We start from the raw sequence: 26518 nt of genomic DNA, 5'->3' as shown, positions 1-26518 counted from the left end.
AGGACCTACGCGCCCATCATGTGCACGCCACCGTCCACGTGGACGATCTCGCCGGTGGTCTTCGGGAACCAGTCCGACAGGAGGGCGACGACACCACGGCCTGCCGGCTCCGGGTCCGCCATGTTCCACTCCAGCGGGGAGCGGTGGTTCCACACGTCCGCGAGGTCCGCGAAGCCCGGGATGGACTTGGCGGCCATGGAGCCGATCGGTCCGGCGGAGATCAGGTTGCAGCGGACGTTCTGCTTGCCCAGGTCACGGGCGAGGTAGCGGGAGGTGGCCTCCAGCGCCGCCTTCGCCGGGCCCATCCAGTCGTACTGCGGCCAGGCGAACTGGGCGTCGAAGGTGAGGCCGACGACCGAGCCGCCCTCCTGCATCAGCGGCAGGCAGGCCATCGTGAGCGACTTCAGGGAGAACGCCGAGACGTGCATCGCGGTCGAGACGGACTCGAACGGGGTGTTGAGGAAGTTGCCGCCGAGGGCGTCCTGCGGCGCGAAGCCGACGGAGTGCACAACACCGTCCAGGCTGCCGAGCTCCTCACGGACCAGGTCGGCGAGCCGGTCCAGGTGCTCGCTGTTGGTCACGTCCAGCTCGATGACCTTGGCGGGCTTGGGCAGCTTCCTGGCGATGCGCTCGGTCAGCGTGGGCCGGGGGAAGGCGGTGAGGATGACCTCGGCGCCCTGCTCCTGTGCCAGCTTCGCGGTGTGGAAGGCGATGGAGGACTCCATCAGCACACCGGTGATCAAGATGCGCTTGCCGGCGAGGATTCCACTCATGTGATCAGTGACCCATGCCCAATCCGCCGTCAACGGGGATGACGGCTCCAGTGATGTACGAGGCGTCGTCGGAGGCGAGGAAGCGCACCGTGGCGGCGATCTCCTCCGGCTGCGCGTAACGGCCGAGCGGCACCTGCGAGACGATGCCCGCGCGCTGCTCATCCGTGAGCACCTTGGTCATGTCGGTGTCGACAAAGCCCGGTGCGACGACGTTGAAAGTGATGTTCCGCGAGCCCAGCTCACGGGCGAGGGAGCGGGCGAAGCCGACGAGGCCCGCCTTGGAGGCGGCGTAGTTGGCCTGTCCCGCCGAGCCCAGCAGCCCGACCACGGAGGAGATCAGCACGACGCGGCCCTTCTTGGCGCGCAGCATGCCGCGGTTGGCACGCTTGACGACCCGGAAGGTGCCGGTGAGGTTGGTGTCGAGGACGGCGGTGAAGTCCTCCTCGGACATCCGCATCAGCAGCTGGTCCTTGGTGACGCCGGCGTTGGCCACCAGCACCTCGACCGGACCGTGCTTCTCCTCGATCTCCTTGTAGGCCTGCTCCACCTGCTCGGCGTCGGTGATGTCGCACTTGACGGCCAGGAAGCCGGCCGGCGGCTCGCCGGAGCGGTAGGTGATCGCGACCTTGTCGCCGGCATCGGCGAACGCGCGGGCGATGGCGAGGCCGATGCCCCGGTTTCCTCCGGTGACGAGAACCGAGCGGCTCAACGGATCACCCTTTCGATAGCGGTCTGATACTCGAAAACCTATCGGTCCTGCACCTCCCGCGGAGAATCGGGCCCTGACAGCGCCTTCAGCCAGTCCCTGTCGGGTCCCTACAGAATGGCGCTGGGCAAGGCACCCTCCGGCGCGACATGATCAGGTCGACCCGTCTCAACGACAGGAGACATCCGTGCCTCATTCCATCGACGAAGCCTTCACGGCGCTGCCGCTGCGGGCCCTCGCCGACGCGGCACTCGCCCGGGCGCGTGCGCTCGGCGCCGAGCATGCCGACTTCCGCTTCGAGCGCGTACGCAGTGCGGCGTGGCGGCTGCGCGACGCCAAGCCCGCCGGCTCATCCGACACCACGGACCTCGGGTACGCGGTACGGGTGGTGCACGGCGGCGCCTGGGGGTTCGCCTCCGGGGTCGACATGACCATGGACGCGGCCGCCAGGGTCGCGGGCCAGGCGGTCGCGATGGCCAAGCTGTCGGCGAAGGTGATCACCGCGGCCGGCTCCGACGAGCGGGTGGAGCTGGCGGAGGAGCCGGTGCACGCGGACCGTACCTGGATCTCCTCGTACGAGATCAACCCCTTCGAGGTGCCCGGCGAGGACAAGACGGGCCTGCTCGCGGAGTGGAGCGGGCGGCTGCTGCGGGCGGAGGGCGTGGCGCATGTGGACGCGTCGCTGCTCACGGTCCAGGAGAACAAGTTCTACGCGGACACGGCGGGCACCGTCACCACGCAGCAGCGGGTGCGGCTGCACCCTCAGCTGACCGCGGTCGCCGTCGACGAGACGACCGGCGAGTTCGACTCGATGCGCACGATCGCGCCGCCGGTGGGCCGCGGCTGGGAGTATCTGACCGGCACGGGCTGGGACTGGAACGCCGAGCTGGAGCAGATCCCGGTGCTGCTGGCGGAGAAGATGCGCGCGCCGAGCGTCGAAGCCGGGCGGTACGACCTGGTGGTCGACCCGTCGAATCTCTGGCTGACCATCCACGAGTCGATCGGCCATGCCACGGAGCTTGACCGGGCGCTGGGATACGAGGCGGCCTACGCGGGAACGTCGTTCGCCACCTTCGACAAGCTGGGGAAGCTGGCGTACGGCTCCTCGGTGATGAACGTGACGGGCGACCGGACCGCGGAGCACGGTCTTGCGACGACGGGCTACGACGACGAAGGCGTTGAGGCGCAGTCGTGGGACCTGGTCAAGGACGGCACGCTGGTGGGCTACCAGCTGGACCGGCGGATCGCGAAGCTGACGGGACTCGGCCGCTCCAACGGCTGCGCGTACGCGGACTCCCCCGGCCATGTGCCGGTGCAGCGGATGGCGAACGTGTCGCTGCAGCCGGATCCGGGCGGGCTCTCGACCGAGGACCTGATCGGCGGGGTTGAGCGCGGGATCTATGTGGTCGGCGACCGGTCGTGGTCGATCGACATGCAGCGCTACAACTTCCAGTTCACCGGGCAGCGCTTCTTCCGTATCGAGAACGGCAAGCTGGCGGGTCAGCTGCGCGATGTCGCGTACCAGGCGACGACGACGGACTTCTGGGGCTCGATGGAGAAGGTGGGCGGCCCGCAGACGTACGTCCTGGGCGGCGCCTTCAACTGCGGCAAGGCCCAGCCGGGCCAGGTCGCGGCGGTCTCCCACGGCTGCCCGTCCGCGCTATTCCGCGGCGTGAACATTCTCAACACCACGCAGGAGGCCGGTCGATGAGCCGCAACAGCAAGCCGCACGAGATCGTCGAGCGGGCCCTCGAGCTGTCCACCGCCGACAGTTGCGTCGTCATCGCCGACGAGCACTCCTCCGCCAATCTGCGCTGGGCGGGAAATGCACTGACCACCAACGGCGTCACCCGCGGCCGCACCCTCACCGTCATCGCGACCGTCGACGGCTCCGAGGGCACCGCGTCCGGTGTCGTGTCGCGCTCCGCCGTCACCGCCGACGACCTGGAGCCGCTGGTGCGGGCCGCCGAGGCCGCCGCGCGCGGGGCCGACCCCGCCGAGGACGCTCAGCCCCTCGTCGAAGGGGTCCCGGCGTCCCCCGACTTCACGGACGCGCCCCAGGAGACCTCGTCCGCCGTCTTCGCGGACTTCGCGCCCGCGCTGGGCGAGGCATTCGCCCGTGCCCGGGCCGGCGGTCGTGAGCTGTACGGCTTCGCCAACCATGAGCTCACCTCCACCTACCTCGGTACGTCGACGGGGCTGCGGCTGCGCCACGACCAGCCCAACGGCACCCTGGAGCTCAACGCCAAGTCCCCGGACCGCTCGCGTTCCGCCTGGGCGGGCCGCTCGACGCGGGACTTCAAGGACGTCGACCCGGCCCTGCTCGACGCGGAGCTCGCGCAACGGCTCGGCTGGGCCGAGCGCCGCATCGACCTGCCCGCGGGCCGGTACGAGACGCTGCTGCCGCCCACCGCGGTGGCCGATCTGCTGATCTACCAGCTGTGGTCGTCGGCGGCCCGGGACGCGGCCGAGGGCCGTACGGTCTTCTCCAAGCCCGGCGGCGGCACCCGCGTCGGCGAGACGCTCTCGCCGCTGCCGCTGACCCTGCGCAGCGACCCGAACGAGCCGGGCCTGGAGTCCGCGCCGTTCGTGATCGCGCACTCCTCCGGCGACGACGCGTCGGTCTTCGACAACGGTCTGCCGCTGTCGGCAACGGACTGGGTACGCGAAGGAAAGCTGGAGCACCTGGTCACCACCCGGCACAGCGCCGGTCTGACCGGCCTGCCCGTGGCGCCCGGAGCGGGAAACCTGATCCTGAACGGCGGCGGCGAGCGCTCGCTGGACGAGATGGTCTCGGCGACGGCCCGCGGGCTGCTGCTGACCTGCCTCTGGTACATCCGCGAGGTCGACCCGGCGACACTGCTGCTGACCGGGCTGACCAGGGACGGTGTCTACCTCGTGGAGAACGGCGAGGTGGTCGGCGAGGTGAACAACTTCCGCTTCAACGAGTCGCCCGTCGACCTGCTCTCCCGCACGACCGAGGCGGGCCGCACGGAGAAGACGCTGCCGCGTGAGTGGGGCGACTGGTTCACGCGGGCCGCGATGCCCGCGCTGCGCATCCCTGATTTCAATATGAGTTCGGTCAGCCAGGGCGTATAACCTCGTACACGTCCATGGACACACCGAACGCTGGCACATCGAAGGAGACGCGAGACCCGTGACGGACATCGTCGACGAACTGCAGTGGCGTGGGCTGATTGCCCTCTCCACTGACGAGGACGCATTGCGCAAGGCGTTCGCGGACGGTCCCGTCACGTTCTATTGCGGCTTCGACCCGACCGCGCCCAGCCTGCACCTGGGCAATCTGGTCCAGATCCTCACCATGCGCCGGATCCAGCTGGCGGGTAACCGCCCGCTGGGCCTGGTCGGCGGCGCCACCGGGCTGATCGGCGACCCGAAGCCGAACTCCGAGCGCACGCTCAACGCGCCGGAGGTCGTCGCGGGCTGGGTGGAGCGGCTGCGCGAGCAGATCGAGCGGTTCCTCGACTTCAAGGGCCCGTACGCCGCGACGATGGTCAACAACCTGGACTGGACGGCGGGCCTGTCGGCGATCGACTTCCTGCGCGACATCGGCAAGTACTTCCGGGTCAACAAGATGATCGCGAAGGAGGCGGTCGCCCGGCGGCTGAACTCCGACGCGGGCATCAGCTACACCGAGTTCAGCTACCAGATCCTGCAGGGCATGGACTTCCTGGAGCTGAACCGGCGCTACGGCTGCACGCTGCAGACCGGCGGCAGTGACCAGTGGGGCAACCTCACCGCGGGCACCGACCTGATCCACCGGGTCGAGCCGGAGGCCGATGTGCACGCACTGGCCACCCCGCTGATCACCAAGGCGGACGGCACGAAGTTCGGCAAGACGGAGACCGGCACGGTCTGGCTCGACCCGGAGCGGACCACTCCGTACGCCTTCTACCAGTTCTGGCTGAACGCGGACGACCGTGACGTCTCCAAGTTCCTGCGGATCTTCAGCTTCAAGTCCCGCGAGGAGATCGAGGAGCTGGAGAAGCTGACCGAGGAGCGGCCGCAGGCGCGTGCCGCGCAGCGGGCGCTGGCGGAGGAGCTGACGACGCTGGTGCACGGCGCGGATCAGTGCGCTGCTGTCGTCGACGCGTCGAAGGCGCTGTTCGGGCAGGGTGAGCTGGCCGGGCTCGACGAGCCGACGCTGCGGGCGGCGCTCTCCGAGCTGCCGCACGCGAAGGTCAGCGAGCTGGCTCCGGTCGTGGACCTGTTCGCCGAGGTGGGGCTCGTGGCCAGCAAGTCGGCCGCCCGCCGCACCGTGAAGGAGGGCGGGGCCTACGTGAACAACGTCAAGGTCGCCGCGGAGGACGCGGTGCCGGCGGCGGAGGATCTGCTGCACGGGCGCTGGCTGGTCCTGCGCCGCGGCAAGAAGAACCTGGCCGCGGTCGAGGTCACGACCGGCTGACGTTCATGGGCCGGCGGGGCTGATGTCTCGGCCCCGCCGGACTCGGCCCCGCCGGACTCGGCCCGCCGGACTCGGCCCGCCGGCCTTCGAGGCGCGGGGTCCGGGGCGGAGCCCCAGTCAAGCCCGCTGCTTACTGCCCTTCACCGCCGTGTACGCCATGTCTCCCAGGAACACGAGAAGCACGGCCGCCGCGAGCTGGAGCGCATGGCGCCCCCAGTCGATGCCCCTCGTCTCGTCGATCCCGAGGCCCACTGCGGCCCAGTTGCCGAGCACCGCGCCACCGATGCCGAAGATGGTGGCCAGCCAGAGGGGAAGGTGCTGCTTGCCCGGGAGGATCGCTTTCGCGATCAGGCCCAGCACGAATCCCACGATGATCGCCCACAACCAGCCCATGGCTGCCTCCTCGTACGGCTCTGCGTGAGCAGTTACGCCGTCAGTCTGGGTCTGTCAGCCGAACAGCGCATGTCGGGCACGGCCGTACGTGCTACGGCGCGGCCCCGACGACGCAGGTGGGAGCCGCCCCCCTCTCGTAGCTGTCGGATGTGCGGCGTACGGTGGAAGGCGTCAGGACCGGGGAGCGTCCGACGCGGAAAATCGGGTGGTGGAACGTGATGCGGAAGCATGGCAGCGCGGAGGTCTTCCGGATCACGGGAGCGCGCCAGGGTCTCGCGGACGATGTGCGCGGCCGGCAGCGCCGCTACGTAATCTCGATGTCGATACGGACCGTGTCGGTGATCCTCGCCGCCACCCTGTGGAATGTGGAACGCCCGGTGGCGATCGTGGCGCTGGTGCTCGGCGGGATTCTCCCGTACATCTCCGTGGTGATCGCCAACGCGGGCCGGGAGAACGCCCCTCCGCTGCCCTCGACGTTCGTGCCCGCCCCGTCCCGGCCGATGATCGCGCCCGTCCCGGCGCCCACCGCCGCGGAACCCGAGCCGGAAGCCGACGGCGGCAGACAGAGCGCTCAGGGGCAGGATCACAGTTGATTCCAGGGGGCCTTCGAAGCTCAGTAAAAGCTCAGATCAATCATGAAGTTCCGGTGCACCTCACCCCACTCCCCGTGACATACTTCGTAGGCGCTCCGCATCCCCCGTCGGAGCGACGGACCGACGCCGGGCAGCTCCCCCCGTGGCTGCTCGGCGTCGCCATGTGGTCGCCTTTTCCGTACGGATGTAAACGTGAGTGACGAGACCTCGATCTGCTCCGCGAAGGGCTGCCGCGCCGACGCTGTCTGGGTGCTCGCGTGGAACAACCCGAAGCTGCACACTCCGGAGCGCCGCAAGACCTGGCTCGCCTGCGACGAGCACCGCGAACATCTCTCCAACTTCCTTGACCTGCGCGGCTTTCTGAAGGACGTCGTGACGCTGGAGGAGTGGGAGCGCAATCAGGGCCCCGAAGACTCAGCCGCCGATCGCTGACATCGGGCGGTCGGGCTGCAGGAACGTCGGGTCGTCAAGGCCCGAGCCTGCCTTCTTGCCCCACATCGCCAGCTTCCATATACGGGCGATCTCCTCGTCCGGCGCGTCCGAGCGCAGCGCGGCCCGCAGGTCCGTCTCCTCACGGGCGAACAGACAGGTGCGCACCTGGCCGTCGGCGGTGAGCCTGGTGCGGTCGCAGGCGGAACAGAAGGGGCGGGTGACGGAGGCGATGACCCCGACGCGCTGCGGTCCGCCGTCCACGATCCAGCGCTCGGCGGGCGCGGAGCCGCGCTCCTGCTCGCCCTCGGCGGTGAGGCTGAAGCGCGTACGCAGCGACTCCAGGATGTCGCCCGCGGTGATCATGCCGTCGCGCTTCCAGCCGTGCTGGGCGTCCAGCGGCATCTGCTCGATGAAACGCAGCTCGTAGTCATTGGCCACGGCCCAGGCCAGCAGGTCGGGGGCCTCGTCGCCATTGAGGCCCGGCATCAGGACCGTATTGACCTTGACCGGAGTGAGGCCCGCGGCGCGGGCGGCCTCCAGGCCGTCCAGCACGTCGTGGTGGCGGTCGCGGCGGGTGAGTGTCTTGAAGACCTCGGGCCGCAGGGTGTCCAGCGAGACGTTGACCCGGTCCAGGCCCGCGGCCTTGAGGGCGGTCGCGGTGCGCTTGAGGCCGATGCCATTGGTGGTCAGGGACATCTTGGGGCGGGGTGCGAGAGCGGCGCAGCGCTCCACGATCCCGACCAGCCCGGGCCGCAGCAGCGGCTCCCCACCGGTGAAGCGGACCTCGGTGATGCCGAGGTCGGTCACGGCGATGCGGATCAGCCGGACGATCTCGTCGTCGCTCAGCAGATCGGGCTTGGCGAGCCACTGCAGGCCTTCTTCGGGCATGCAGTACGTACACCGCAGATTGCATCGGTCGGTGAGCGAAACACGCAGGTCAGTGGCCACACGGCCATAGGTGTCGATGAGCACTGTGGGCCCCCTCCCCGGTTAAACGGATCTTATTGCTACCGAGCCTACGCCAGGGCACCGACAACGAATGGGGCCCGATTGTCACGAGGTGCGGCGCGGCCGCGTCGTAGGACTCTACGACGCGGCCGCGCCTCCGACTCGTACGAAGCGGGATCGGTCAGTGTGCTCCGGTCCCCGTGAGGGACTTGACCTCGAGCTCCGCGTACTTGCCCTTGTCGGGCTCCTCCTTGGACAGCAGGGTGCCGAGCCAGCCGAGCAGGAAGCCCAGCGGGATGGAGACGATGCCCGGGTTCTCCAGCGGGAACCAGAAGAAGTCCGCCTCCTTGAACATGGAGGTGGGCTTGCCGGAGACGACCGGCGAGAAGAGCACAAGCACCACGGCCGAGGTCAGACCGCCGTAGATCGACCACAGCGCGCCCTGCGTGGTGAACCTCTTCCAGAACAGGCTGTAGAGGATCGTCGGCAGGTTCGCGGACGCGGCGACCGCGAACGCGAGGGCGACCAGACCGGCGACATTCAGGTCGCGGGCCATCGCGCCGAGCGCGATGGAGACGATGCCGATGGCGACCGTCGCCCAGCGGGCCGCGCGGATCTCTTCTCCCTCGGTGGCCTTGCCCTTGCGGATGACGTTGGCGTAGATGTCGTGCGCGAAGGAGGACGAGGAGGCCAGAGTCAGGCCCGCGACCACCGCGAGGATGGTGGCGAAGGCGACCGCGGAGATCACCGCCAGCAGGATGGAGCCTCCGGTGGAGCCCGAACCGCCGCCGATCTCCAGCGCCGCGAGTGGCGCCGCCGTATTGCCCGCCTTGTTGGAGGCGATGATGTCGCCGGGCTTGAGCAGGGCGGCAGCGCCGAAGCCGAGCACGATCGTCATCAAGTAGAACGCGCCGATGATGCCGATTGCCCAGTTGACGGACTTACGGGCCGCCTTGGCGGTCGGCACCGTATAGAAGCGGATCAGGATGTGCGGCAGGCCGGCGGTGCCGAGCACCAGCGCGATGCCGAGCGAGATGAAGTCCAGCTTCGACGTGCCGGTCTTGCCGTACTTGAGTCCCGGCTCCAGGAAGGACGCGCCCTTGCCGCTGTTCTCGGCCGCCTTGCCCAGCAGGTCCGAGAGGTTGAAGTTGAACTTCAGCAGGATCAGGAAGGTGATGAGCACGGTGCCCGCGATGAGCAGGACGGCCTTGACCATCTGCACCCAGGTGGTGCCCTTCATGCCGCCGATGGTCACGTACACGATCATCAGTACGCCGACCAGGGCGACGATCGCGATCTTGCCCGCGTCACTGGTGATGCCGAGCAGCAGTGAGACCAGCACGCCCGCGCCCGCCATCTGCGCCAGCAGATAGAAGATCGAGACGACGATGGTGGAGGTGCCGGCGGCGGTACGGACGGGGCGCTGGCGCATCCGGTAGGCGAGGACGTCGCCCATCGTGTAGCGGCCGGAGTTGCGCAGCGGTTCGGCGACCAGCAGCAGCGCGACCAGCCAGGCGACGAGGAATCCGATGGAGTAGAGGAAGCCGTCGTAGCCGAAGAGGGCGATGGCGCCCGCGATGCCGAGGAAGGACGCGGCGGACATGTAGTCGCCGGAGACTGCGAGTCCGTTCTGGAAACCGGTGAACTGGCGGCCGCCCGCGTAGAAGTCGGCGGCGTTCTTGGTCTGGCGTCCGGCCCACACGGTGATGACCAGGGTGGCGACGACGAAGCACGCGAACAGCGTGATGATCAGCGGCCGGTGTTCGCTCGCCCCTTCGGCGGCGGCGAGCTGGACCGTGGGATACGCGGCGTACGCGGCGCTCATGCGTCGTCCTCCATGCGGGACTTGATCGCCTCGGCCTTGGGGTCGAGCTTTGTGGCTGCATGACGCGAGTAGAGCCAGGCGATGAGGAACGTGGTGGCGAACTGGGCGAGTCCGAAGACGAGGGCGACATTGATGTTGCCGAAGAGCTTCGTGCCCATGAAGCCGCCGGCGTAGTTGGACAGCAGTACGTAGAGCAGGTACCAGGCGATGAAGGCGACGGTCAGCGGGAAGGCGAAGGAGCGGTATGTGCGGCGCAGTTCGCCGAATTCCGCACTCTCCTGCACCTCGACGAACGACTCTGTCGTGGGCTGAGCGGGGCTGGTGTCCGTACCGCCCTGGGGCGGCGGTGCATCGGTGGCCACGGAATCTCCTCGCGACGCGGGTGCGGTGGGGATGGACATGGGGGACGACCTCACTGTCGGGGGTGGTCTTGATGTTGCTCCACCCCCTGACAACGGCACGGAGAGCACGCCGGACCGGTTCAACATCGGCCTTTTTCTTCCCGGTTTCTTTCCCGGTTTATTCCCGAACTCATTGATGGCGGCCCATGATCGGCGATAGCTTCGCTGGTCATGTACCCGCCCATTTCACAGGGGTCTGGGCGGTTGACACGGATGATGTGGAGAACCCATGGCTCATCTGGGATCCAGACGGCGGCGCGCACTCGCTCTGCCCGCAGGTCTGGCGCTCACGGCCTCGCTCGGCTTCCTTCCCGCGGGATCCGCCTCGGCAGCCCAGGCGGACGAGGTACCCGCGGCGGTCGTGACCGACGGCCCCAAGCTGTCGTACGTCGTGAACGTCAAGGGCGGGCACGGCACGGCCACGTCGGTGAAGAAGGCGATAGCCAGGGCCGGAGGTTCGGTGGTGATCGCCTACGACCAGATAGGTGTCATCGTCGTCCACTCGCAGAACCCCGACTTCGCCAAGACGATCCGTCAGGTCCGGGGCGTGGCCTCGGCGGGCGCGACACGTACCGCGCCGATCGCCCCCGCCCCCGCGAGCGACACGGCGATCGGCTCCGAGAGCCCGCTGACCGCCCAGGCGGCGAAGACCGCGGCCGCGCTGGCGGATGCCGGTCAGGACCCGCTCGAGCCCCTTCAGTGGGACCTGCCCGCCATCAAGGCGGACAAGGCCCATGAGAAGACGCTGGGCAGCAAGAAGGTCACGGTCGCGGTCATCGACACGGGTGTCGATGACACCCACCCCGATCTCGCGCCCAACTTCGACGCCGCGGCGTCCGCCAACTGTGTGACGGGCAAGCCGGACACGACTCCCGGCTCCTGGCGGCCGGCTGCCAACGAGAGCGACCACGGCACGCATGTCGCGGGCACGATCGCCGCGGCCAAGAACGGTATCGGCATCACCGGTGTCGCCCCGGGCGTCAAGGTCTCCGGCATCAAGGTGGCGACCACGGACGGCTTCTTCTACACCGAGGCGGTCGTCTGCGGCTTCGTCTGGGCCGCCGAGCACGGCGTCGATGTGACCAACAACAGCTACTACACCGACCCGTGGCTGTTCAACTGCAAGAACGACGCCGACCAGGGGGCTCTCGTGGAAGCCCACCGCCGGGCCATCGGGTATGCGGAGCGCAAGGGCGTGGTGAGCGTCGCCGCGGCCGGCAACTCCCGGACGGACCTCGCCGCGGACGAGATCCCGGACGCGACGAGCCCGAACGACACCACCCCCGTCGAGCGGGTCATCAACCCCCGTGAGTGCCTGGACATTCCCACCCAGATCCCCGGTGTCGTCACCGTCTCCGCGCTGGGTGCGAAGAACCTGAAGTCCTCGTACTCCAACTACGGTCTAGGCGTCATCGACATCTCCGCACCCGGTGGTGACTCGACCCTCTTCCAGAAGCCGGACGCTCCGGCCGTCGACGGCCGGATCCTGTCCACGCTGCCGGGCGGCAAGTACGGCTACAAGGCCGGTACGTCGATGGCCTCGCCGCATGTCGCGGGCGTCGTCGCGCTCATCAAGTCGCGGCACCCGCACGCTTCGGCGGCGGCGGTGAAGGCCCTGCTGTACGCGGAGGCGGACGACACGGCCTGCACCAACCCGTACGACATCGACGGCGACGGCACGGTCGACGCGGTGTGCGAGGGCAGCACGCGCGACAACTCCTTCTACGGAACGGGTGTCGCGGACGCGCTGGACGCGGTTCGCCGCTGACGGCTCAGGAGTTCAGGGGGCCGGACGCACAGGTTGCGTCCGGCCCCTCTGCGCTGTTGCGGTTGTCGTTACGGCTTGATGAGGACCTTCAGCGCGGTGCGCTCGTCCATCGACCTGTAGCCCGCGGGGACACCGTCGAGGCCGACCGACAGGTCGAAGACGGGCGACGGGTCGATCGTGCCGTCCAGGACGTCGGGCAGCAGCTCGGGAATGTACGCGCGCACGGGCGCGACGCCGCCGCGCAGGGCGATGTTCCGGTCGAACATCACGCCGAGGTCCAGGCCGGTGCCGCTGCCGTGGGGCACGCCGACATAGCCGATCGCGCCGCCGTCGCGGGTGATCCCGACGGCCGTACGCATCGACTGCTCGGTGCCGACCGCCTCGATGACGGCGTGTGCGCCCTGCCCGCCGGTGAGCTCGCGGACGGCCGCGATCGCCGCATCGCCGCGCTCGGCGACGACGTCGGTGGCGCCGAAGGTCTTGGCGATGTCGGTACGCACCTGGTGGCGGCCGAGCGCGATGATCCGCTCGGCGCCGAGCCGCTTGGCGGCGAGCACACCGCACAGGCCGACAGCACCGTCGCCGACGACCGCGACGGTGGAGCCCTTGGTGACGCCCGCGCCGACGGCCGCGTGGTGTCCGGTGCCCATGACGTCGGAGAGCGCGAGCAGCGCGGTCAGCAGGTGGTCGTCGGAGGCGGCGTCGGCGGGGAGCTTGACGAGGGTGCCGTCGGCGAAGGGAACGCGTACGGCCTCGCCCTGACCGCCGTCGGACTTGAGGCCGTCGGAGCCGATGGAGCCCCAGAAGCCGCCCTGCGGGCAGGAGGTCTGCAGGCCCTCGGCGCAGTACTCACAGCTGCCGTCGGACCACACGAACGGAGCGACGACCAGATCGCCGGGCTCGAACCCGGTGACCGCGGAACCGGCCTCCTCGACGACGCCCAGGAACTCATGGCCGATGCGCTGCCCCGGCTGCCGGGCCGACTCGCCGCGGTACGCCCACAGGTCGCTGCCGCAGATACAGGCCCGCAGGACGCGCAGCACCACATCGGTGGGCTGCTGGATCACCGGATCGGGCACCTCCTCCACGCGGATGTCGTGCGGGGCGTGGATGACGGTGGCGCGCATGGGGCGGATCCTTGCTGATCAGACGAAAGTGCGGCTCTCACGGTACGCCTGTGCGAGCAGTGCCTGCGCGCACAGATAGGTCAGCATGATCCAGAAGTCGGGGCGGGGCAGCTGGGGCCAGTGGGCGACACCCGTGGCGATGAGCATGTCGGAGAGCAGGAAGAGCGCCCCGCCCAGTCCGACGAGGAGCCCGAGCCGCGACGAGCGGTAGGCCATGGCGGTGAGCAGCACGCTGTATCCGGCGACCGGAATACGCAGATCGGACGGCAGGTCCGGCCAGAGCGCTGCGACGGCGCCGACCAGTGCGATGCCGTAGAGGATGCCGAGCCCGGGGTGCGTACGGCCCTTCCCGAACAGCACCAGGTAGCAGACGTGCCCGGCCGCGAAGCACCCCATCCCGAGGAGGAACGCGAGGTCGGCCGACGAGAGCAGGAACACGTCCCCGCCCCAGCCGCAGAGCAGCGCGGCGACCAGCAGCCGCGGTCCGCCCCGTGCGTACACGTGGGCGGCGAGCAGCGGCATGAGCAGGGGCTTGGCGATCTGGTGCCCGGCCCCGGCTCCGACGAGGAGGGACCCGAGGTCGACGGCGACGGCGAGGCCGAAGGCGATGAGCAGGAACCGGGCGAGCGCCTCGCGGCCCGAGGGGGATTCCGAGGCCGCCTGCCGTCGGACCGGGCCGCGGGCGCCGACGCCTTCCGGTGTGCTCACGCGGCAGGCTCCGCGGCCGTTTCGGCCACCGGTGCGACAGCAGGCTCCGCGGCGGCGGGCTGCCACCCGGGCCCGCGGAAGACCCGCCCGGCCCGCTCGCGCCAGCTGGTCGCCGCCCGTACATCCCGCGCGATGGCCGCGTACTCGTGCGTCGCGACCCGCAGCGGGTTGTACGTCTCGATGTTCTTGGTGAGTCCGAAGACGGGCCGCTCGGTCTCCGGCGCGAAGGACCCGAAGAGCCGGTCCCAGACGATGAGGATCCCGCCGAAGTTCCGGTCCAGATAGCCGCCCTGGGAGGCGTGGTGCACCCGGTGGTGGGAGGGCGTGTTGAGTACGTACTCGAAGGGCCGCGGCAGCTTGTCGATCCGCTCGGTGTGCACCCAGAACTGGTACACGAGGTTGGCGGACGAACAGAAGGCGAGCGCGGCCGGATGCACGCCGCACGCGATGAGCGGCAGATAGAACGGCCAGACGGTCAGACTCGTCCAGGGCTGGCGCAGCGCGGTGCTGAGGTTGAACTTCCGGCTGGAGTGGTGGACGACATGGCAGGCCCACAGGACGCGGATGACGTGATGGCCGCGGTGGGACCAGTAGTAGAAGAAGTCCTGCGCGAGCAGCATCAGCGGCACGGTCCACCACAGGACGGGGACGCGGGCCGGGGTGAGTTCGTACACCGCGGTGTAGATCGCGACAATGGGGATCTTCCAGAGGAAGTCGAAGGCGAGACTCCCGAGCCCCATGCCGATGCTGGTGGCGGCGTCCTTGGTCTCGTAGCCTGCGGAGTCCTCGTCGGGATGGATCCGGTAGCTCACGATCTCCAGGACGGTGAGCAGGACGAAGGCGGGTATCGACCACAGCACGACATCGGGCAGGTTCGGCATGCGAGCACCGTAGGACCGGTGCGGGGGCTGCGGCTAGAGGTTGTTACCGACAAGTATGCGAGACAACTTGTCAGCTGCTTTTGGTGACTTCTGCCAACACCCTCAGATACCCACCGCGCCGAGCAGTGAGCCCGCCCCATATGTGACCGCCATCGCCAGCGCTCCCCCGCCCACGTTGCGCAGCACAGCGGGAGCCACCGACGCCGCGCCCAGGCGGGCGCTCCACCAGCCTGTGAGGGCCAGCGCCGCGAGTACCGAGAGGACCGTGACGTACAGCCGCGCCGACGAGGGCGGGAGCACGATCGCCAGCAGGGGCAGCAGCGCGCCCGCCGTGAACGCGAGGAAGCTCGCGCCCGCCGCGTGCCAGGGGTTGGCCAACTGGTCCGGGTCGATGCCGAGTTCCACGCGCGCGTGGGCGCGCAGAGCGTCGCGTTCGGTGAGCTGCTCGGCCGCCTCGCGGGCCACGTCCTTGGACAGGCCACGGGCCACCAACAGGCCGGTCAGCTCCTCCAGTTCCTCCTCCGGCTGTTCGCGCAGCTCGCGTCGTTCCACGGCCAGCGCCGCCTTCTCCGAGTCGCGCTGGGTGGAGACGGAGACGTACTCACCGGCCGCCATGGACATGGATCCGGCGAGCAGTCCCGCGAGGCCCGCGGTGAGCAGCGTGGCGCGCGAGCCGGTGGCTCCGGCGACGCCGACGACGAGGCCCGCGGTGGAGACGACGCCGTCGTTGGCGCCCAGGACCGCGGCCCGCAGCCAGTTGAGGCGCGCGCCGAGTGCCCCGCCGTGGGCCTCGTCGTGGGGTGCTTCCGTCACCGGGGGAGGGTCTCACCCTTCCTGTCACCACACGCGCACCGACCCGCCTCTGGCGAACGCGGGGCTGGTCGCGTCCGCCGGGATCTCGGTCAGCGGCTCGGCGATCTCCTCGACCGTCGGGCCGACTTTGGCCGCGATCGGGTCGAGGAGGCCGAGGTCGAAGCCGTAGACCCGGGCGGCGTTGCCGCCGGCCATCGCCGCGACCTCGTTCCTCGGCAGTCCGGCGTAGGCGATGCGGAGGCCCTCGCGGGAGTACGGGGCGGTGCCTTCGTCGTGCGGATAGTCGCTGCCCCACATGATCTTGTCGAGCCCGATCCGCTCACGCAGCGGCACTTCGTGCGGGCGCATGAAGCTGGCGCCGACGAAGCAGTTGTCGCGCCAGACCTCGCTCGGTCCCCTGCCCATCGAAGCGGCGAGCCCCGCACCGAACTTGGACTCCGCGGTGGCGGCCTTCGTCGCCGCTGCCACCAGGCGCGAGTGGTAGTAGTCCAGCATGTCGAGCACGCCCGGGATCCAGCCCGAGCCCTGTTCGGTGAGGACCAGCTTGAGGTCCGGGTGGCGGCGGAAGGCCCCGCCGAAGATCAGATGCCACAGGGCCCGGTGCGAGAACCAGGTCGTCTCCACCATGAACACCGCACGGGCCGCCGGTTCTTCGCCCAGCGGCGGGGACGCCGAGCCGCCGTGGTGGTTGACCGGCACGCCGAGCTCGTCGCAGACGGCCCAGATCGGGTCGTACGTCTGCGAGTACAGCTCGGCAAGCCCCGAGCCCGGTGGTGTGCCCGGCAGCAGGATCCCGCCGGTGAGGCCCGCCGCACTGGCGCGGCGGATCTCGCGGACCGCCTCGTCGACGTCGTTGAGCAGGATCTGCGCGACGCCCGCCCGTCGCCCGGGTGCCGCCGCGCAGAAGTCGGCGAGCCAGCGGTTGTGGGCGCGCAGCCCGGCCCAGCGCTGTTCGTACTCGGCCCGCGAAGGCGCCGGGGCCATCAGTGAGGCGCTGGGGAAGAAGGGCGGGATGGTGTTGGGGAAGACGACCTCGGCGACGATGCCGTCGGCCTCCAGTTCGCTCACGCGGCGCTCGGAGTTCCAGTTGCGGTCGGCGGTGTCGGCGAGCAGATCCTCGTACGGGTTGACGTACGTGGCCGCCCAGGCGTCGAAGTCGTCGTGGTACGTCTTCTCCAGATACGGCTTGTAGTCGAGGAGGTCGGCCCCGGCGTGGCAGTCGGCGGAGATGACGGTGTAGCGGTCGGCTCCGTCTCTCATGACGAAGCTCCCAGGACCGGGAAGTCGTTGTCCGTCAGCCAGTGGCGGCCCACCTCCCGCGACCTCGCCCAGGACGCCTCGACGGCCGGCTGGTCCTCGGACTGCCGCAGTTCGGCCGGGGTCGGGCCGATGCGCCGGGCGATGGGGGCGAGCTTCTCGGTGTCGAAGCCGAAGACGTCCGCCGCGGCCAGGCCCAGCATGCGGCGGGTCTCGGCGACGGGGATGTCGTGGAAGGTTTTCGCCAGCCACGCGCGCGTGTCGGGCCAGGTGCCCTCCGGGTGCGGGAAGTCGCTGCCCCACAGGATGTTGTCGACCCCGATCTCGTACCGCTGGGCGAGTTCGCGCCGCTTGGTGTTGGTGGCGCAGATGAAGATCTGGCGGTCGAGATACTCGCTCGGCGGCCGCTTCAGCTCGGCGAAGGGCGAGAGCTTCTTGCCGCCGTGCGCGCCGAGATAGAGCCGGTCCATGAACCACAGCTGGTTGGGCAGCCACCAGCAGCCGGACTCGGCGACGCCGAACCTCAGGCCGGGGTGGCGCTCGAAGACACCGGACCACAGCAGGAACCACAGGGGCCGTGCGGGCCACCAGGTGACCTCGGAGACATAGATGCCGAGATGGTCGCCGTACTCGTGGCGCGGCGCCGCGCCGGAATGGGTGACGACCGGCATCCCCGTCTCGGCGGCGGCCGCCCACACAGGGTCGTAACGCCGGTCGTGGTACGGCTCCTTGTCCACCCACATCGAGGGGATCATCAGCGCGCCGAGCCCGGACTCCTTGGCCCGGTGGATCTCCGCGACGACCTTCGCGGGCTCCGCCGTGATGGGCAGCAGGGCGACCCCGCAGTGCCGCTCGGGGTTCTCGGCGACGAGTTCGGCGAGCCAGCGGTTGTGCGCCTGCGCGCCCGCCATGCCGAGCTGGGGGTCCTGGTCGCCGGAGAGTCCGAGCCCCACCCCGAAAGGTGCCGCGGTCTGGCTGTCGACGGCGTCCGCGTCCGGGAAGACGACTTCGGCCGCCACTCCGTCTCCGTCGAGCTCCTTGAGCCGCTGGGCGGTGTCCCAACCGCCCTTGAGGCCTTCCTCGTTGTCGCTGAACCACTTGCTGGCGAAGGCCTCGTTGCGTACGCCGAGCCGGGTCATCTCCTCGCGGCGGCGGTCGCGTCCCGCGAGGAAGGCGTCGAATTCCCGGTGGAAGCGGGAGTCCAGATAGGGCCGGTACCGCTCGGTCGGCAGCCCGGCGTGGCAGTCGGAGGAGATGATCAGGTACGGGTCTGACCTCACGTCTGACATCAGGTGCCCCTCAGTCGAGAATGAAGCTTTCCAGGTACGACGGGTTGGCGCGGTCGAGCATCGACTGCGACCTGGCGCGGATCTGCCGGTCGCTGTGCTCGCTCGCGGGCAGCATCCAGAAGCGCTCCGCGCGGATCGAGTCCACGACGAAGCCGGCGACTTCCTCCACGGGCGTGAAGGCCACCTCGTGACCGGCGTCCTTCATCGCCGTCTCCCACTGGTCGAGGCTGCGGTACGGCGTTCTGCGCGGGTGTTCCTTCGCGTACCGCTCGGGCCTGTTGCGGTGCGACTCCCACAGTCCGGTGCGCAGCATGTGGGGCCCCGGGAAGAGGACGGACGCGCCCACGCGCGCGTGCTCCGCCCTGAGGTGCGCGTACAGCGACTCCGTCATCGTCACCACGGCCGACTTGGTGACCGCGTACACGGACGCGGTGGGCAGGGGCGCGATCCCGCCGTCGCCCGAGGATGTGTTGACGACATGGCCCGGCTCACCGCTCGCGATCATGTGCGGCACGAAGGCCTGGATGCCGTGGAATACGCCCCAGACGTTGACGGCGAAGGCCCACTTCCAGTCGTTGGGCTCGTGCTCCCACATCCGGCCCTCGGCGCCGGAGCCGACCCCCGCGTTGTTGCACAGCACATGGACGGCGCCGAAGGTCTCGTACGCGGCGTCCGCGAGTTCGAGCACGGAGGTGCGGTCCCCCACGTCGACGGTGCGCGCGAGCACCCGGGCGCCGTCCGCGGTGAGCTCGTCCGCCGCCTTGTACAGCGCCTGCTCCTCGACGTCCGCGAGGACGACCTTGAGCCCTTCGGACGCGAACCGGCGCGCCATGGCGAGTCCGATGCCGCTCGCCGCGCCCGTGACGACGGCGACCTGTCCCTGGCTCAGCTGCATCAGACGCTCCCCGCCGGCGGGCCGTCGAGAATCTGCTGCGGGTCGTCGTAGCGCTGGTGGATGTAGGGCAGCAGCGCCTGGGCGCTCACCCGTTCGGCCACCTTGCCCTTCTGGTCGGTGGTCTTCTCGCCGATGGTGAGCTCGACGACCCGGCGTACGGGCAGGTCAGCGACGGGGTCGTACATCGACTCGCGCAGCACCACATCGCCGGTGAGTTTCTCGAGTGTGCGGAACTTCTCGTTGCGCGTGCAGTGCACGAGGACGGGGTCGGCGTCGAAGCCATGACCGTCGACCGCGGGCAGGAACTTGAAGTAGAAGTCGAGCTTCTCGGCCGGTTCGGGCAGCGGAAGCGGGCCGTCCACGGCGCCCCGCACCTCGACGAAGGCGATGCCGTGCCGGGCGAGCACGGCCCGTACGACGAGGCCGTCACGCTCGACGGTGACCTCGCCCAGCTTCTTCGGCTCGCCGAAGACCTCCCGTCCGCCGATCAGCGCGCGCTCATGGGTCATCGGCATGACGAGGGGGTACCAGCCCTCGCGCCCGTCGTGCAGCGCCGCGACGGCCACCGAGCCGGCGCCGAGCGGATAGCCGGGCAGGTCGACCTTGCTGATATTGGCCCGCACCAGCGGCCGTTCGGTGGGTTTGAGCGGCGGCGGGAGTACGGCCGCCACCGCGTCCGGGTCGCTCTCCCACACGGCCACCACACCGGTGGACCAGATGTCGGGGAGCTTGGAACTGGATGCGCGGGCCGCGGCGATCTCCGCCTCGGTGCGCGCGCCGTACCGTACGCGTGCCATGTCGTACCGCCCTTCGTCAGTCGACCTGTAACACAGTTACACCGGTGGCGATGAAGGGTAAAGAGCCGTGCACGTACCGGAATTGGGGGCACCATGCCGAGAACCGCGCTGACCCGCGAAGAGGTACTCGAAGCGGCCGCCTCACTCGTCAAGCAGCACGGCCCGCAGGCCCTCACCATGCGCAAGCTCGCCGCCGAGCTCGGCACGGCCGTCACCTCGATCTACTGGCATGTCGGCAATCGCGAGTCGCTGCTGGACGCACTGGTCGAGCGGACGGTCCAGGAGATGGGCGCGATCCGGCCCGTCGGCGCTGCGCCCGCGCAGCGCGTCGTCTCGGTCGCCCGGCGGCTGCGCCGCGAGCTGCGCGAGCGCCCCCACCTGATCGCGATGGTCCATGAACGGGGGCTCACGGACCGGATGTTCCTGCCCGCCCAGCAGGCGCTCGTGCATGAGATGCACGCCGCAGGGCTGCGCGGGGCGCGCGCGGCCGAGGCAGTGCGCGCCGTGCAGTTCCAGGTTGTCGGTTTCGTACTCCTCGAGCGCAACCGGGAACGCTCGCCGGTCCAGTCGCCCGGCGAGGGCGAGCTGTGGGACGCGCGGACGGCCGAGCACGACCCGGCGCTGGCCCGCGCGCTGGCGCGGCCCGCCGATCCGGAGAAGCTGTTCACCGCCTCGGTAAGGGCGTTGGTGAGCGCGCTGCTCCCACCGGCGGAGGCGGTCCCGTCGGGCACGGACGAGGGGCCTGGCGGACGGTAGGTGGGCCGGCCGCTGTTACACGGTCAGGTGACGCCCGAGCGGGCGCACGGGACGCCATATCGCGTGCCGCCGGGGCCTGTTGACGGCCGTGGCCTGGAACAGCCCGCGGCCGCGTACCTCGTCGCCGCGCCGGGCCGGGCAGTGGACGGACCGGGCCCATCGGGCGCTGTCAGTGCGGGCCCGTATTCTCTGTGACCATGCTCGACGACCGTACAACCGCAGCTACAGCGTGGCCGGCCGCGTATCCCCAGGGGTACGCGGTCGTCGACGTGGAGACCACCGGACTCGCCCGCGACGACCGGATAATCTCCGCTGCTGTGTACCGTCTCGACGCCCGGGGCAATGTCGAGGACCACTGGTACACCCTCGTCAACCCGGAGCGGGATCCGGGTCCGGTGTGGATCCACGGTCTGACGAGCGATGTGCTGGAAGGCGCACCGCTCTTCGGCGACATCGCCGCTGAGTTCTCCGAGCGGCTCGACGGCCGGGTCCTCGTCGCGCACAACGCCATCTTCGACTGGTCGATGATCGCCCGGGAGTACGCACGCGCCGAGGCCACCGCGCCCACCCGGCAGCGGCTGTGCACCATCGCGCTCTCCAAGGAGCTGCGGCTGCCGCTGCCCAACCACAAGCTGGAGTCGCTCGCCGCGCACTTCGGCGTCGTACAGCAGCGGGCGCACCACGCCCTGGACGACGCGCGCGTGCTGGCCGAGGCGTTCCGGCCGAGTCTGCACACAGCGGCACGTGACGGGGTGCGGCTGCCGCTGCTCGAATGCCGTCCGCTGACCGAGTGGTCGGACTCCCCCGCGACCCCGCGCATCGGGTACCAGGCTTCGTACGGGCAGAACAGCTGGCGGCCCTCGCGCAAGCGCCCCGCATGCCCCTACCCCAACCCGGGGCGGTACGAGACCGGCGGGCCGCTGACGCAAGGCATGCGGGTGGCGTTCTCCGGAGACACCTCCGTCGACCGTGAGCTGCTGGAGGACCGGGCGATCGAGGCGGGCCTGCATGTCGCCACCAGCGTCTCGCGGCTGACCAGCCTTCTGGTGACCAACGATCCCGAGGCTGCGACGTCGAAGACGGTCAAGGCGAAGGCGTACGGCACGCCCGTCATCGACGAGGCGGCCTTCACCCAGCTGTTGCGGGACGTGGCTGCGGCACCCGCATCGGAGTGAACCGGAGGCGACTCGCCCGCCGCCCGCTCGCCCACGGCCGCCTCACGTCCCACCCTGTGGCGCATGGCACGTTGCGAGGTTTGCGGAAACGACTACGGCATGTCCTTCGAGGTGCACGCGCAGGGCGCGGTGCACGTCTTCGACTGCTTCTCCTGCGCCATTCACCGCATGGCGCCCCTCTGTGAGCACTGCCGGGTCCAGATCATCGGGCAAGGCGTCGAGGTCGAGGGCCACTGGTTCTGCGGCGGGCACTGCGCCCGCGCGGAGGGGAGGGCGGGCATCGTCGACAAAGTCTGACCCCTGCGTTCACGCCCCGAGTCCCCGGACCCCACTCCCCGCACCCCGTGACCCCGGTTGTACGGTCATGGGGTGTACCGCTTCCTGTTGTCCCGCCAGTGGGTGATCCTCACCCTCATCGGCCTCGTACTCATCCCCACGATGATCGAGCTGGGCTTCTGGCAGCTCCACCGGCACCAGCACCGGGTCGCGCAGAACACACTGATCGCCAAGAACCTTCAGGCCAAGTCCGTCCCCGTGACCGAGTTGACCTCCCCCGGGCACACCGTCCCGAGCACCGACTACTGGCGCCAGGTCACGGCCACCGGCACCTTCGACACCGCGCACGAGGTCGTCGTACGCCGCCGCACCTCCGCCGACGACCGCGTCGGCTTCCATGTCCTGACCCCGCTGATCCTCGCCGACGGCCGGGCGGTCCTGATCAACCGCGGCTGGATCCCGGCCGCCGCCGACCAACGGGCCTTCCCGTCCGTGCCGCCCGCCCCCAAGGGCGTGGTGACGGTGACCGGCCGGCTCAAGGCCGACGAGACGACGAAGGCCAGCGGTATCAAGGACCTGGCCGGTCTGCCGCCCCGCCAGATCATGCTGATCAGCAGCACGCAGCAGGCGAAGGCGCTGGGCCGTACCGTGCTCGGCGGTTATCTGGAGCAGACCGCTCCCGAGCCCGCGGGCAGCAGCCCCGAACTGATCCCGGACCCCGACCACGACTCCATCGGCGCGCACATGGCGTACGCCGTCCAGTGGTGGCTGTTCACCGCGGCGGTACCCGTCGGCTGGGTGATTCTCGTACGCCGTGAGAGGCGCGACCGTGAGGCCTCCGCGGCACAAACGGCGCCGGAGCCCGCTCCCGCAAACGCCTAGGTCCTGTCAGCCGCCTTGGCACAGCTCCGCGACTGCTTAATCGCAGCCCCGGCAGGGAACACGCGAAAGCGTGACCCTACGCATCGAGGACTACGCCCTCATCGGCGATCTGCACACCGCCGCGCTCGTGGGCAACGACGGCTCCATCGACTGGCTGTGCCTGCCCCACTTCGACTCGGCGGCCTGTTTCGCGGCGCTGCTCGGGGATGAGGACAACGGCCACTGGACGATCGCGCCGAAGGGCGCGGGCCCTTGCACCCGCCGCGGCTACATCGAGGAGTCGCTCGTCCTGGAGTCGGTGTGGGAGACGCGGACCGGCACGGTCAAGGTCATCGACTTCATGCCGCAGCGCGACAGGGCCCCCGATGTCATCCGCATCGTGGAGGGCGTCAGCGGTTCGGTCGAGATGAGCGCCACACTGCGGCTGCGCTTCGACTACGGCTCCGTCGTGCCGTGGATGCGGCGGGCGGAGGGGCACCGAGTGGCGGTGGCGGGGCCCGACTCCGTATGGCTGCGCAGCGAGCCGAGCGTCAAGACGTGGGGGCACGAGTTCAGCACCCGCTCGTCGTTCACGGTCGGCGAGGGCGAGAAGGTGGCGTTCGTCCTCACCTGGCACCCCTCCCACGAGCAGCGGCCACCGCTCGTCGACCCGCACGAGGCGCTGCGGAGCAGCCTGGACGACTGGGCCGAGTGGTCCGCGCGCTGCCGGTGCGAGGCTCCGTACCGCGAGGCCGTGATCCGCTCGCTGATCACGCTGAAGGCGCTCACCTACGGCCCGACCGGCGGGATCGTCGCCGCGCCCACCACCTCCCTGCCGGAGGAGTTCGGCGGCGTACGCAACTGGGACTACCGCTACTGCTGGCTGCGCGACGCCACCCTGACACTGGGCGCACTGGTGACGGCCGGCTATCACGAAGAGGCCTCCGCCTGGCGCGACTGGCTGCTGCGCGCGGTGGCCGGCGACCCGGCGGATCTGCAGATCATGTACGGGCTGTCGGGCGAGCGCCGGCTGCCCGAGACCGAGCTTCCGTGGCTGAGCGGCTACGCGGGCTCCGCGCCGGTCCGCACCGGCAACGAGGCGGTCAAGCAACTGCAGCTCGATGTGTACGGAGAGGTGCTCGACTCCCTCTACGTGGCGCGGGAGGCGGGCCTGCCCTCGGAGACGCACGCCTGGAGTCTGCAGCTCACCCTGCTCGGCTTCCTGGAGTCCAAATGGCGTGAGCCGGACGAGGGGCTGTGGGAAGTGCGGGGCCCGCGGCGGCACTTCGTGCACTCCAAGGTGATGGCGTGGGTGGCGGCGGACCGTGCCGTGCGCACGCTGGAGAGGCATCCTTCGCTGCCCGGTGAAGCGGACCGGTGGCGTGTGATGCGGGACGAGGTGCACCGGGAGGTGTGCGAGAAGGGGTACGACCCGGTACGGAACACCTTCACGCAGTCGTACGGCTCGGTCGAACTCGACGCGGCGGCGCTGCTGATCCCGCGAGTCGGCTTTCTGCCGCCGGACGATCCGAGGGTGATCGGGACGGTGGACGCGGTGCGGCAGGAGCTGGGGACGGCGGGTCTCGTACGGCGCTACAGCACGAACGGCAGGACCGTGGACGGACTGCCCGGGAGTGAAGGGGCGTTTCTGGCCTGCTCGTTCTGGCTGGTCGACGCGTTACGTCTGACGGGCCGCGTGAAGGAGGCACGGGAGTTGTTCGAGCGGCTGCTCGCCCTGCGCAATGACGTCGGGCTGCTGGCCGAGGAGTACGACCCGGTGGCCGGCCGGCAGGTCGGGAACTTCCCGCAGGCGTTCAGCCATATCGGGCTGGTGGTCTCGGCCCTCGCGCTGGCCGGGGAGGAGACGGCAGGATAGGCCCCATGGATCTTGGACTGAAGGACCGTGTCTATGTCGTCACGGGTGGGACACGAGGGCTGGGGAACGCGTCGGCGCGGGCACTTGTGGCCGACGGCGCGAAGGTCGTCATCAGCGGGCGTGACGAGAAGACGGCCGCGGACGCCGCGGACGCCCTCGGCCCGAACGCCGTCGGTATCGCCGCGGACAACGCCGACCCGGCGGGGGCGGAACGCCTCGTCGCCGCGGCCCGGGCCCACTTCGGGCGCTTCGACGGCATCCTGATCAGCGTGGGCGGCCCGGCGCCGGGCTTCGCCGCGGACAACACGGACGAGCAGTGGCTCGCGGCGTTCGAAGCGGTGTTCCTGGGTGCGGTACGGCTGGCCCGCACCGCGGCGGCGGCGCTGGACGAGGGCGGTGTCATCGGCTTCGTCCTGTCCGGCTCGGTCCACGAACCGATCCCGGGCCTGACGATCTCCAACGGCCTCCGCCCGGGCCTGGCGGGCTTCGCGAAGTCCCTCTCGGACGAACTGGGTCCCCAGGGCATCCGGGTCGTCGGCCTGCTCCCGTCCCGCATCGACACGGACCGGGTCCGCGAACTCGACGCCCTCTCCGGCGACGCGGAGGCGGCCCGCACGGCGAACGAGTCCCGCATTCCGCTGCGGCGCTACGGCACCCGGGAGGAGTTCGGCAACACGGCGGCTTTCCTGCTGTCGCCCGCGGCGTCGTATCTGACGGGAGTCATGCTCCCGGTGGACGGCGGCGCGCGCCACGGCTTCTGACGGGGGTGCGCCAGGCCACGGGGCTTGCCCGCGGGCTCGGCGATGCGCAGGCCCCGGGGGTGCGAAGCTGTCGCGGGCGTGGGGGTGCCCAGCACCCCCGGGGGTGCGGGGCGCAGCCCCGGTTCGGGAAGGGGCGGGTTGGGGAAAGGCTCCGCGCAGCGGCTCCGGGGCGGGACCGGGCAGCAGCGGCGGCGCGCCCTCAACTCACCCTCTGCGCACCGTGCTTCGCCGCCCTCAATCGCACCTCCGCCGGCAGCACCGCCAGCCCCGCCGAGTCCCTCGCGTGCCCCACCGCCTCCTCCGTCAGCCGCTGTAGCGACTCCCCGGGAGACGCGTGCGGCTCGAGGAGCAGGGCGACCCGCGCCTCCGGTGTGCTGCGGCGGCCCGTCAGGGTGACGTGGGCGCGGGACACGCCCTCCAGGGACTCCGCCTCGCTCTCAAGCACGCCCTCCAGCGCCCGCCCCCGCAGCAGCGCGCCCTCGCCGTCGCCGCTGTCCACGAGCACCTCCGCCAGCCGGGCGCGCCGCAGTTGGGCGATCACCCACCACAGCGCGAGCAGCACGATCACCGCGAGTGCGGCGATGACCGCGGGCCACCACCAGCCCTCGTCACGCCAGCGGTACCGGTCCGCCTTGCTGAGCAGTACGTCTCTCGGCCCGTCCCAGGGCCACCAGGACGGCACGGACCATCCGGCCCCCGCCGCGAGCACCCCGCCGCCCACGCACAGCAGCACCAGCCCGGCCAGGCCGAGCAGTACGCGATTGATGACCCCGAGCATCCG

At 70.1% G+C, this 26518-nt stretch carries 27 protein-coding genes; 12 read left to right on the top strand and 15 right to left on the bottom strand.

Annotated features, from left to right (window positions below; translation table 11 throughout):
- Nucleotides 1–5 precede the first annotated feature (5 nt).
- Both fabI and fabG read right to left on the bottom strand, forming a co-directional pair.
- Nucleotides 6–773 (bottom strand): enoyl-ACP reductase FabI, encoded by a 768-nt coding sequence (fabI, locus tag ABZS64_RS27400; protein ID WP_355835005.1) that lies wholly within the window; start codon nt 771–773, stop codon nt 6–8.
- 4 nt (nt 774–777) lie between these two features.
- Nucleotides 778–1482, bottom strand: a complete 705-nt coding sequence (gene fabG, locus ABZS64_RS27395) for a 3-oxoacyl-[acyl-carrier-protein] reductase (protein ID WP_355835003.1) — start codon at nt 1480–1482, stop codon at nt 778–780.
- 184 nt (nt 1483–1666) lie between these two features.
- Here fabG and ABZS64_RS27390 point away from each other — a divergent pair, with 184 nt between their 5' ends.
- The 3 genes from ABZS64_RS27390 to tyrS are packed head-to-tail and all read left to right on the top strand — an operon-like array spanning nt 1667 to nt 5905.
- Nucleotides 1667–3190, top strand: coding sequence for a TldD/PmbA family protein (locus tag ABZS64_RS27390; RefSeq protein WP_355835000.1), 1524 nt, complete (start codon nt 1667–1669; stop codon nt 3188–3190).
- On the top strand, nt 3187–4578 hold the full coding sequence (locus ABZS64_RS27385) for a metallopeptidase TldD-related protein (protein ID WP_355834997.1): 1392 nt from the start codon (nt 3187–3189) through the stop codon (nt 4576–4578). The genes ABZS64_RS27390 and ABZS64_RS27385 overlap by 4 nt, the downstream gene beginning before the upstream one ends.
- Nucleotides 4579–4636: 58 nt before the next feature.
- Nucleotides 4637–5905, top strand: coding sequence for a tyrosine--tRNA ligase (tyrS, locus tag ABZS64_RS27380; protein WP_355834995.1), 1269 nt, complete (start codon nt 4637–4639; stop codon nt 5903–5905).
- A gap of 117 nt (nt 5906–6022) precedes the next feature.
- Here tyrS and ABZS64_RS27375 read toward each other — a convergent pair whose 3' ends face one another.
- Nucleotides 6023–6298, bottom strand: a complete 276-nt coding sequence (locus ABZS64_RS27375; protein WP_355834992.1) for a GlsB/YeaQ/YmgE family stress response membrane protein — start codon at nt 6296–6298, stop codon at nt 6023–6025.
- A gap of 218 nt (nt 6299–6516) precedes the next feature.
- Between ABZS64_RS27375 and ABZS64_RS27370 the strand changes: the two genes are divergently transcribed.
- Both ABZS64_RS27370 and ABZS64_RS27365 read left to right on the top strand, forming a co-directional pair.
- A complete protein-coding gene (locus ABZS64_RS27370; protein WP_355834989.1) occupies nt 6517–6891 on the top strand; it encodes a DUF3099 domain-containing protein in 375 nt (124 codons plus the stop codon).
- Nucleotides 6892–7083: 192 nt separating this feature from the next.
- Nucleotides 7084–7323 carry a hypothetical protein gene (locus ABZS64_RS27365; RefSeq protein WP_355834987.1) on the top strand — a complete coding sequence of 80 codons (240 nt, stop codon included), beginning with the start codon at nt 7084–7086 and terminating at the stop codon, nt 7321–7323.
- Here ABZS64_RS27365 and moaA read toward each other — a convergent pair.
- The 3 genes from moaA to ABZS64_RS27350 form a co-directional block, all read right to left on the bottom strand.
- Entirely contained in the window at nt 7306–8295 is a 990-nt protein-coding gene (gene moaA, locus ABZS64_RS27360; protein WP_355834984.1) for a GTP 3',8-cyclase MoaA, read from the bottom strand. The two genes, ABZS64_RS27365 and moaA, sit on opposite strands and share 18 nt — an antisense overlap.
- Nucleotides 8296–8452: 157 nt before the next feature.
- Nucleotides 8453–10096: a cation acetate symporter gene (locus ABZS64_RS27355; RefSeq protein ID WP_355834982.1), complete on the bottom strand. Its 1644-nt coding sequence runs from the start codon at nt 10094–10096 to the stop codon at nt 8453–8455.
- Nucleotides 10093–10458 carry a DUF485 domain-containing protein gene (locus ABZS64_RS27350; protein WP_355834979.1) on the bottom strand — a complete coding sequence of 122 codons (366 nt, stop codon included), beginning with the start codon at nt 10456–10458 and terminating at the stop codon, nt 10093–10095. Before ABZS64_RS27350 ends, ABZS64_RS27355 begins: the two co-directional genes overlap by 4 nt.
- A gap of 268 nt (nt 10459–10726) precedes the next feature.
- On the opposite strand from ABZS64_RS27350, the gene ABZS64_RS27345 reads away from it, so the two are divergent.
- Nucleotides 10727–12265, top strand: a complete 1539-nt coding sequence (locus ABZS64_RS27345) for a S8 family serine peptidase (protein WP_355834976.1) — start codon at nt 10727–10729, stop codon at nt 12263–12265.
- Between the two features lie 68 nt (nt 12266–12333).
- Here the strand turns inward: ABZS64_RS27345 and ABZS64_RS27340 are convergent, their stop codons facing one another.
- The 8 genes from ABZS64_RS27340 to ABZS64_RS27305 all read right to left on the bottom strand — a co-directional run bounded on the left by ABZS64_RS27340 (nt 12334) and on the right by ABZS64_RS27305 (nt 20032).
- A complete protein-coding gene (locus tag ABZS64_RS27340; RefSeq protein WP_355834973.1) occupies nt 12334–13392 on the bottom strand; it encodes a zinc-dependent alcohol dehydrogenase family protein in 1059 nt (352 codons plus the stop codon).
- Nucleotides 13393–13410: 18 nt separating this feature from the next.
- Nucleotides 13411–14007 (bottom strand): lysoplasmalogenase, encoded by a 597-nt coding sequence (locus ABZS64_RS27335; protein ID WP_355835072.1) that lies wholly within the window; start codon nt 14005–14007, stop codon nt 13411–13413.
- A gap of 89 nt (nt 14008–14096) precedes the next feature.
- A complete protein-coding gene (locus tag ABZS64_RS27330) occupies nt 14097–14981 on the bottom strand; it encodes a sterol desaturase family protein (RefSeq protein WP_355834970.1) in 885 nt (294 codons plus the stop codon).
- A gap of 102 nt (nt 14982–15083) precedes the next feature.
- Nucleotides 15084–15794, bottom strand: coding sequence for a VIT family protein (locus tag ABZS64_RS27325; RefSeq protein WP_355834968.1), 711 nt, complete (start codon nt 15792–15794; stop codon nt 15084–15086).
- A 24-nt stretch (nt 15795–15818) separates the two neighbouring features.
- Complete coding sequence (locus tag ABZS64_RS27320) at nt 15819–17054, bottom strand: amidohydrolase family protein (RefSeq protein WP_355834966.1); 1236 nt, start codon at nt 17052–17054, stop codon at nt 15819–15821.
- The gene (locus tag ABZS64_RS27315; protein ID WP_355834963.1) at nt 17051–18340 is read right to left on the bottom strand and encodes an amidohydrolase family protein; all 1290 of its coding nucleotides are present in this window, start codon (nt 18338–18340) and stop codon (nt 17051–17053) included. The genes ABZS64_RS27320 and ABZS64_RS27315 overlap by 4 nt, the downstream gene beginning before the upstream one ends.
- 10 nt (nt 18341–18350) lie before the next feature.
- On the bottom strand, nt 18351–19235 hold the full coding sequence (locus ABZS64_RS27310) for an SDR family NAD(P)-dependent oxidoreductase (protein ID WP_355834960.1): 885 nt from the start codon (nt 19233–19235) through the stop codon (nt 18351–18353).
- Nucleotides 19235–20032 (bottom strand): acetoacetate decarboxylase family protein, encoded by a 798-nt coding sequence (locus tag ABZS64_RS27305; protein ID WP_355834957.1) that lies wholly within the window; start codon nt 20030–20032, stop codon nt 19235–19237. Before ABZS64_RS27305 ends, ABZS64_RS27310 begins: the two co-directional genes overlap by 1 nt.
- A gap of 93 nt (nt 20033–20125) precedes the next feature.
- On the opposite strand from ABZS64_RS27305, the gene ABZS64_RS27300 reads away from it, so the two are divergent.
- The 6 genes from ABZS64_RS27300 (at nt 20126) to ABZS64_RS27275 (ending at nt 25737) form a co-directional block, all read left to right on the top strand.
- Nucleotides 20126–20788, top strand: coding sequence for a TetR family transcriptional regulator (locus tag ABZS64_RS27300; RefSeq protein WP_355834954.1), 663 nt, complete (start codon nt 20126–20128; stop codon nt 20786–20788).
- Between the two features lie 197 nt (nt 20789–20985).
- Nucleotides 20986–21963 (top strand): DEDDh family exonuclease, encoded by a 978-nt coding sequence (locus tag ABZS64_RS27295; RefSeq protein WP_355834951.1) that lies wholly within the window; start codon nt 20986–20988, stop codon nt 21961–21963.
- A 63-nt stretch (nt 21964–22026) separates the two neighbouring features.
- A complete protein-coding gene (locus ABZS64_RS27290) occupies nt 22027–22260 on the top strand; it encodes a hypothetical protein (RefSeq protein WP_355834948.1) in 234 nt (77 codons plus the stop codon).
- 72 nt (nt 22261–22332) lie between these two features.
- A complete protein-coding gene (locus ABZS64_RS27285) occupies nt 22333–23121 on the top strand; it encodes an SURF1 family protein (RefSeq protein ID WP_355834946.1) in 789 nt (262 codons plus the stop codon).
- A 70-nt stretch (nt 23122–23191) separates the two neighbouring features.
- Nucleotides 23192–24976, top strand: coding sequence for a glycoside hydrolase family 15 protein (locus ABZS64_RS27280; protein ID WP_355834943.1), 1785 nt, complete (start codon nt 23192–23194; stop codon nt 24974–24976).
- Nucleotides 24977–24981: 5 nt separating this feature from the next.
- Nucleotides 24982–25737, top strand: a complete 756-nt coding sequence (locus ABZS64_RS27275) for an SDR family oxidoreductase (RefSeq protein WP_355834940.1) — start codon at nt 24982–24984, stop codon at nt 25735–25737.
- Nucleotides 25738–25936: 199 nt separating this feature from the next.
- On the opposite strand, the gene amaP is transcribed toward ABZS64_RS27275, so the two are convergent.
- Nucleotides 25937–26515, bottom strand: a complete 579-nt coding sequence (gene amaP, locus ABZS64_RS27270; protein WP_355834937.1) for an alkaline shock response membrane anchor protein AmaP — start codon at nt 26513–26515, stop codon at nt 25937–25939.
- Nucleotides 26516–26518 lie beyond the last annotated feature (3 nt).

Source organism: Streptomyces sp. NPDC005408, from assembly GCF_040606445.1.
Classification (GTDB): domain Bacteria; phylum Actinomycetota; class Actinomycetes; order Streptomycetales; family Streptomycetaceae; genus Streptomyces.
Note: the sequence above shows the minus strand (reverse complement) of the source record. Positions and strands in the feature narration are given on the sequence as shown.

Coding starts and splice junctions, on each gene's coding strand:
- ABZS64_RS27275 (WP_355834940.1), top strand. CDS start 24,982: ATGGATCTTGGACTGAAGGACCGTGTCTATGTCGTCACGGGTGGGACA.
- ABZS64_RS27370 (WP_355834989.1), top strand. CDS start 6,517: ATGCGGAAGCATGGCAGCGCGGAGGTCTTCCGGATCACGGGAGCGCGC.
- ABZS64_RS27320 (WP_355834966.1), bottom strand. CDS start 17,054: ATGAGAGACGGAGCCGACCGCTACACCGTCATCTCCGCCGACTGCCAC.
- ABZS64_RS27385 (WP_355834997.1), top strand. CDS start 3,187: ATGAGCCGCAACAGCAAGCCGCACGAGATCGTCGAGCGGGCCCTCGAG.
- ABZS64_RS27310 (WP_355834960.1), bottom strand. CDS start 19,235: ATGCAGCTGAGCCAGGGACAGGTCGCCGTCGTCACGGGCGCGGCGAGC.
- ABZS64_RS27340 (WP_355834973.1), bottom strand. CDS start 13,392: ATGCGCGCCACCGTCATCCACGCCCCGCACGACATCCGCGTGGAGGAG.
- ABZS64_RS27345 (WP_355834976.1), top strand. CDS start 10,727: ATGGCTCATCTGGGATCCAGACGGCGGCGCGCACTCGCTCTGCCCGCA.
- ABZS64_RS27375 (WP_355834992.1), bottom strand. CDS start 6,298: ATGGGCTGGTTGTGGGCGATCATCGTGGGATTCGTGCTGGGCCTGATC.
- ABZS64_RS27355 (WP_355834982.1), bottom strand. CDS start 10,096: ATGAGCGCCGCGTACGCCGCGTATCCCACGGTCCAGCTCGCCGCCGCC.
- ABZS64_RS27330 (WP_355834970.1), bottom strand. CDS start 14,981: ATGCCGAACCTGCCCGATGTCGTGCTGTGGTCGATACCCGCCTTCGTC.
- ABZS64_RS27305 (WP_355834957.1), bottom strand. CDS start 20,032: ATGGCACGCGTACGGTACGGCGCGCGCACCGAGGCGGAGATCGCCGCG.
- ABZS64_RS27290 (WP_355834948.1), top strand. CDS start 22,027: ATGGCACGTTGCGAGGTTTGCGGAAACGACTACGGCATGTCCTTCGAG.
- ABZS64_RS27315 (WP_355834963.1), bottom strand. CDS start 18,340: ATGTCAGACGTGAGGTCAGACCCGTACCTGATCATCTCCTCCGACTGC.
- ABZS64_RS27300 (WP_355834954.1), top strand. CDS start 20,126: ATGCCGAGAACCGCGCTGACCCGCGAAGAGGTACTCGAAGCGGCCGCC.
- amaP (WP_355834937.1), bottom strand. CDS start 26,515: ATGCTCGGGGTCATCAATCGCGTACTGCTCGGCCTGGCCGGGCTGGTG.
- ABZS64_RS27295 (WP_355834951.1), top strand. CDS start 20,986: ATGCTCGACGACCGTACAACCGCAGCTACAGCGTGGCCGGCCGCGTAT.
- fabI (WP_355835005.1), bottom strand. CDS start 773: ATGAGTGGAATCCTCGCCGGCAAGCGCATCTTGATCACCGGTGTGCTG.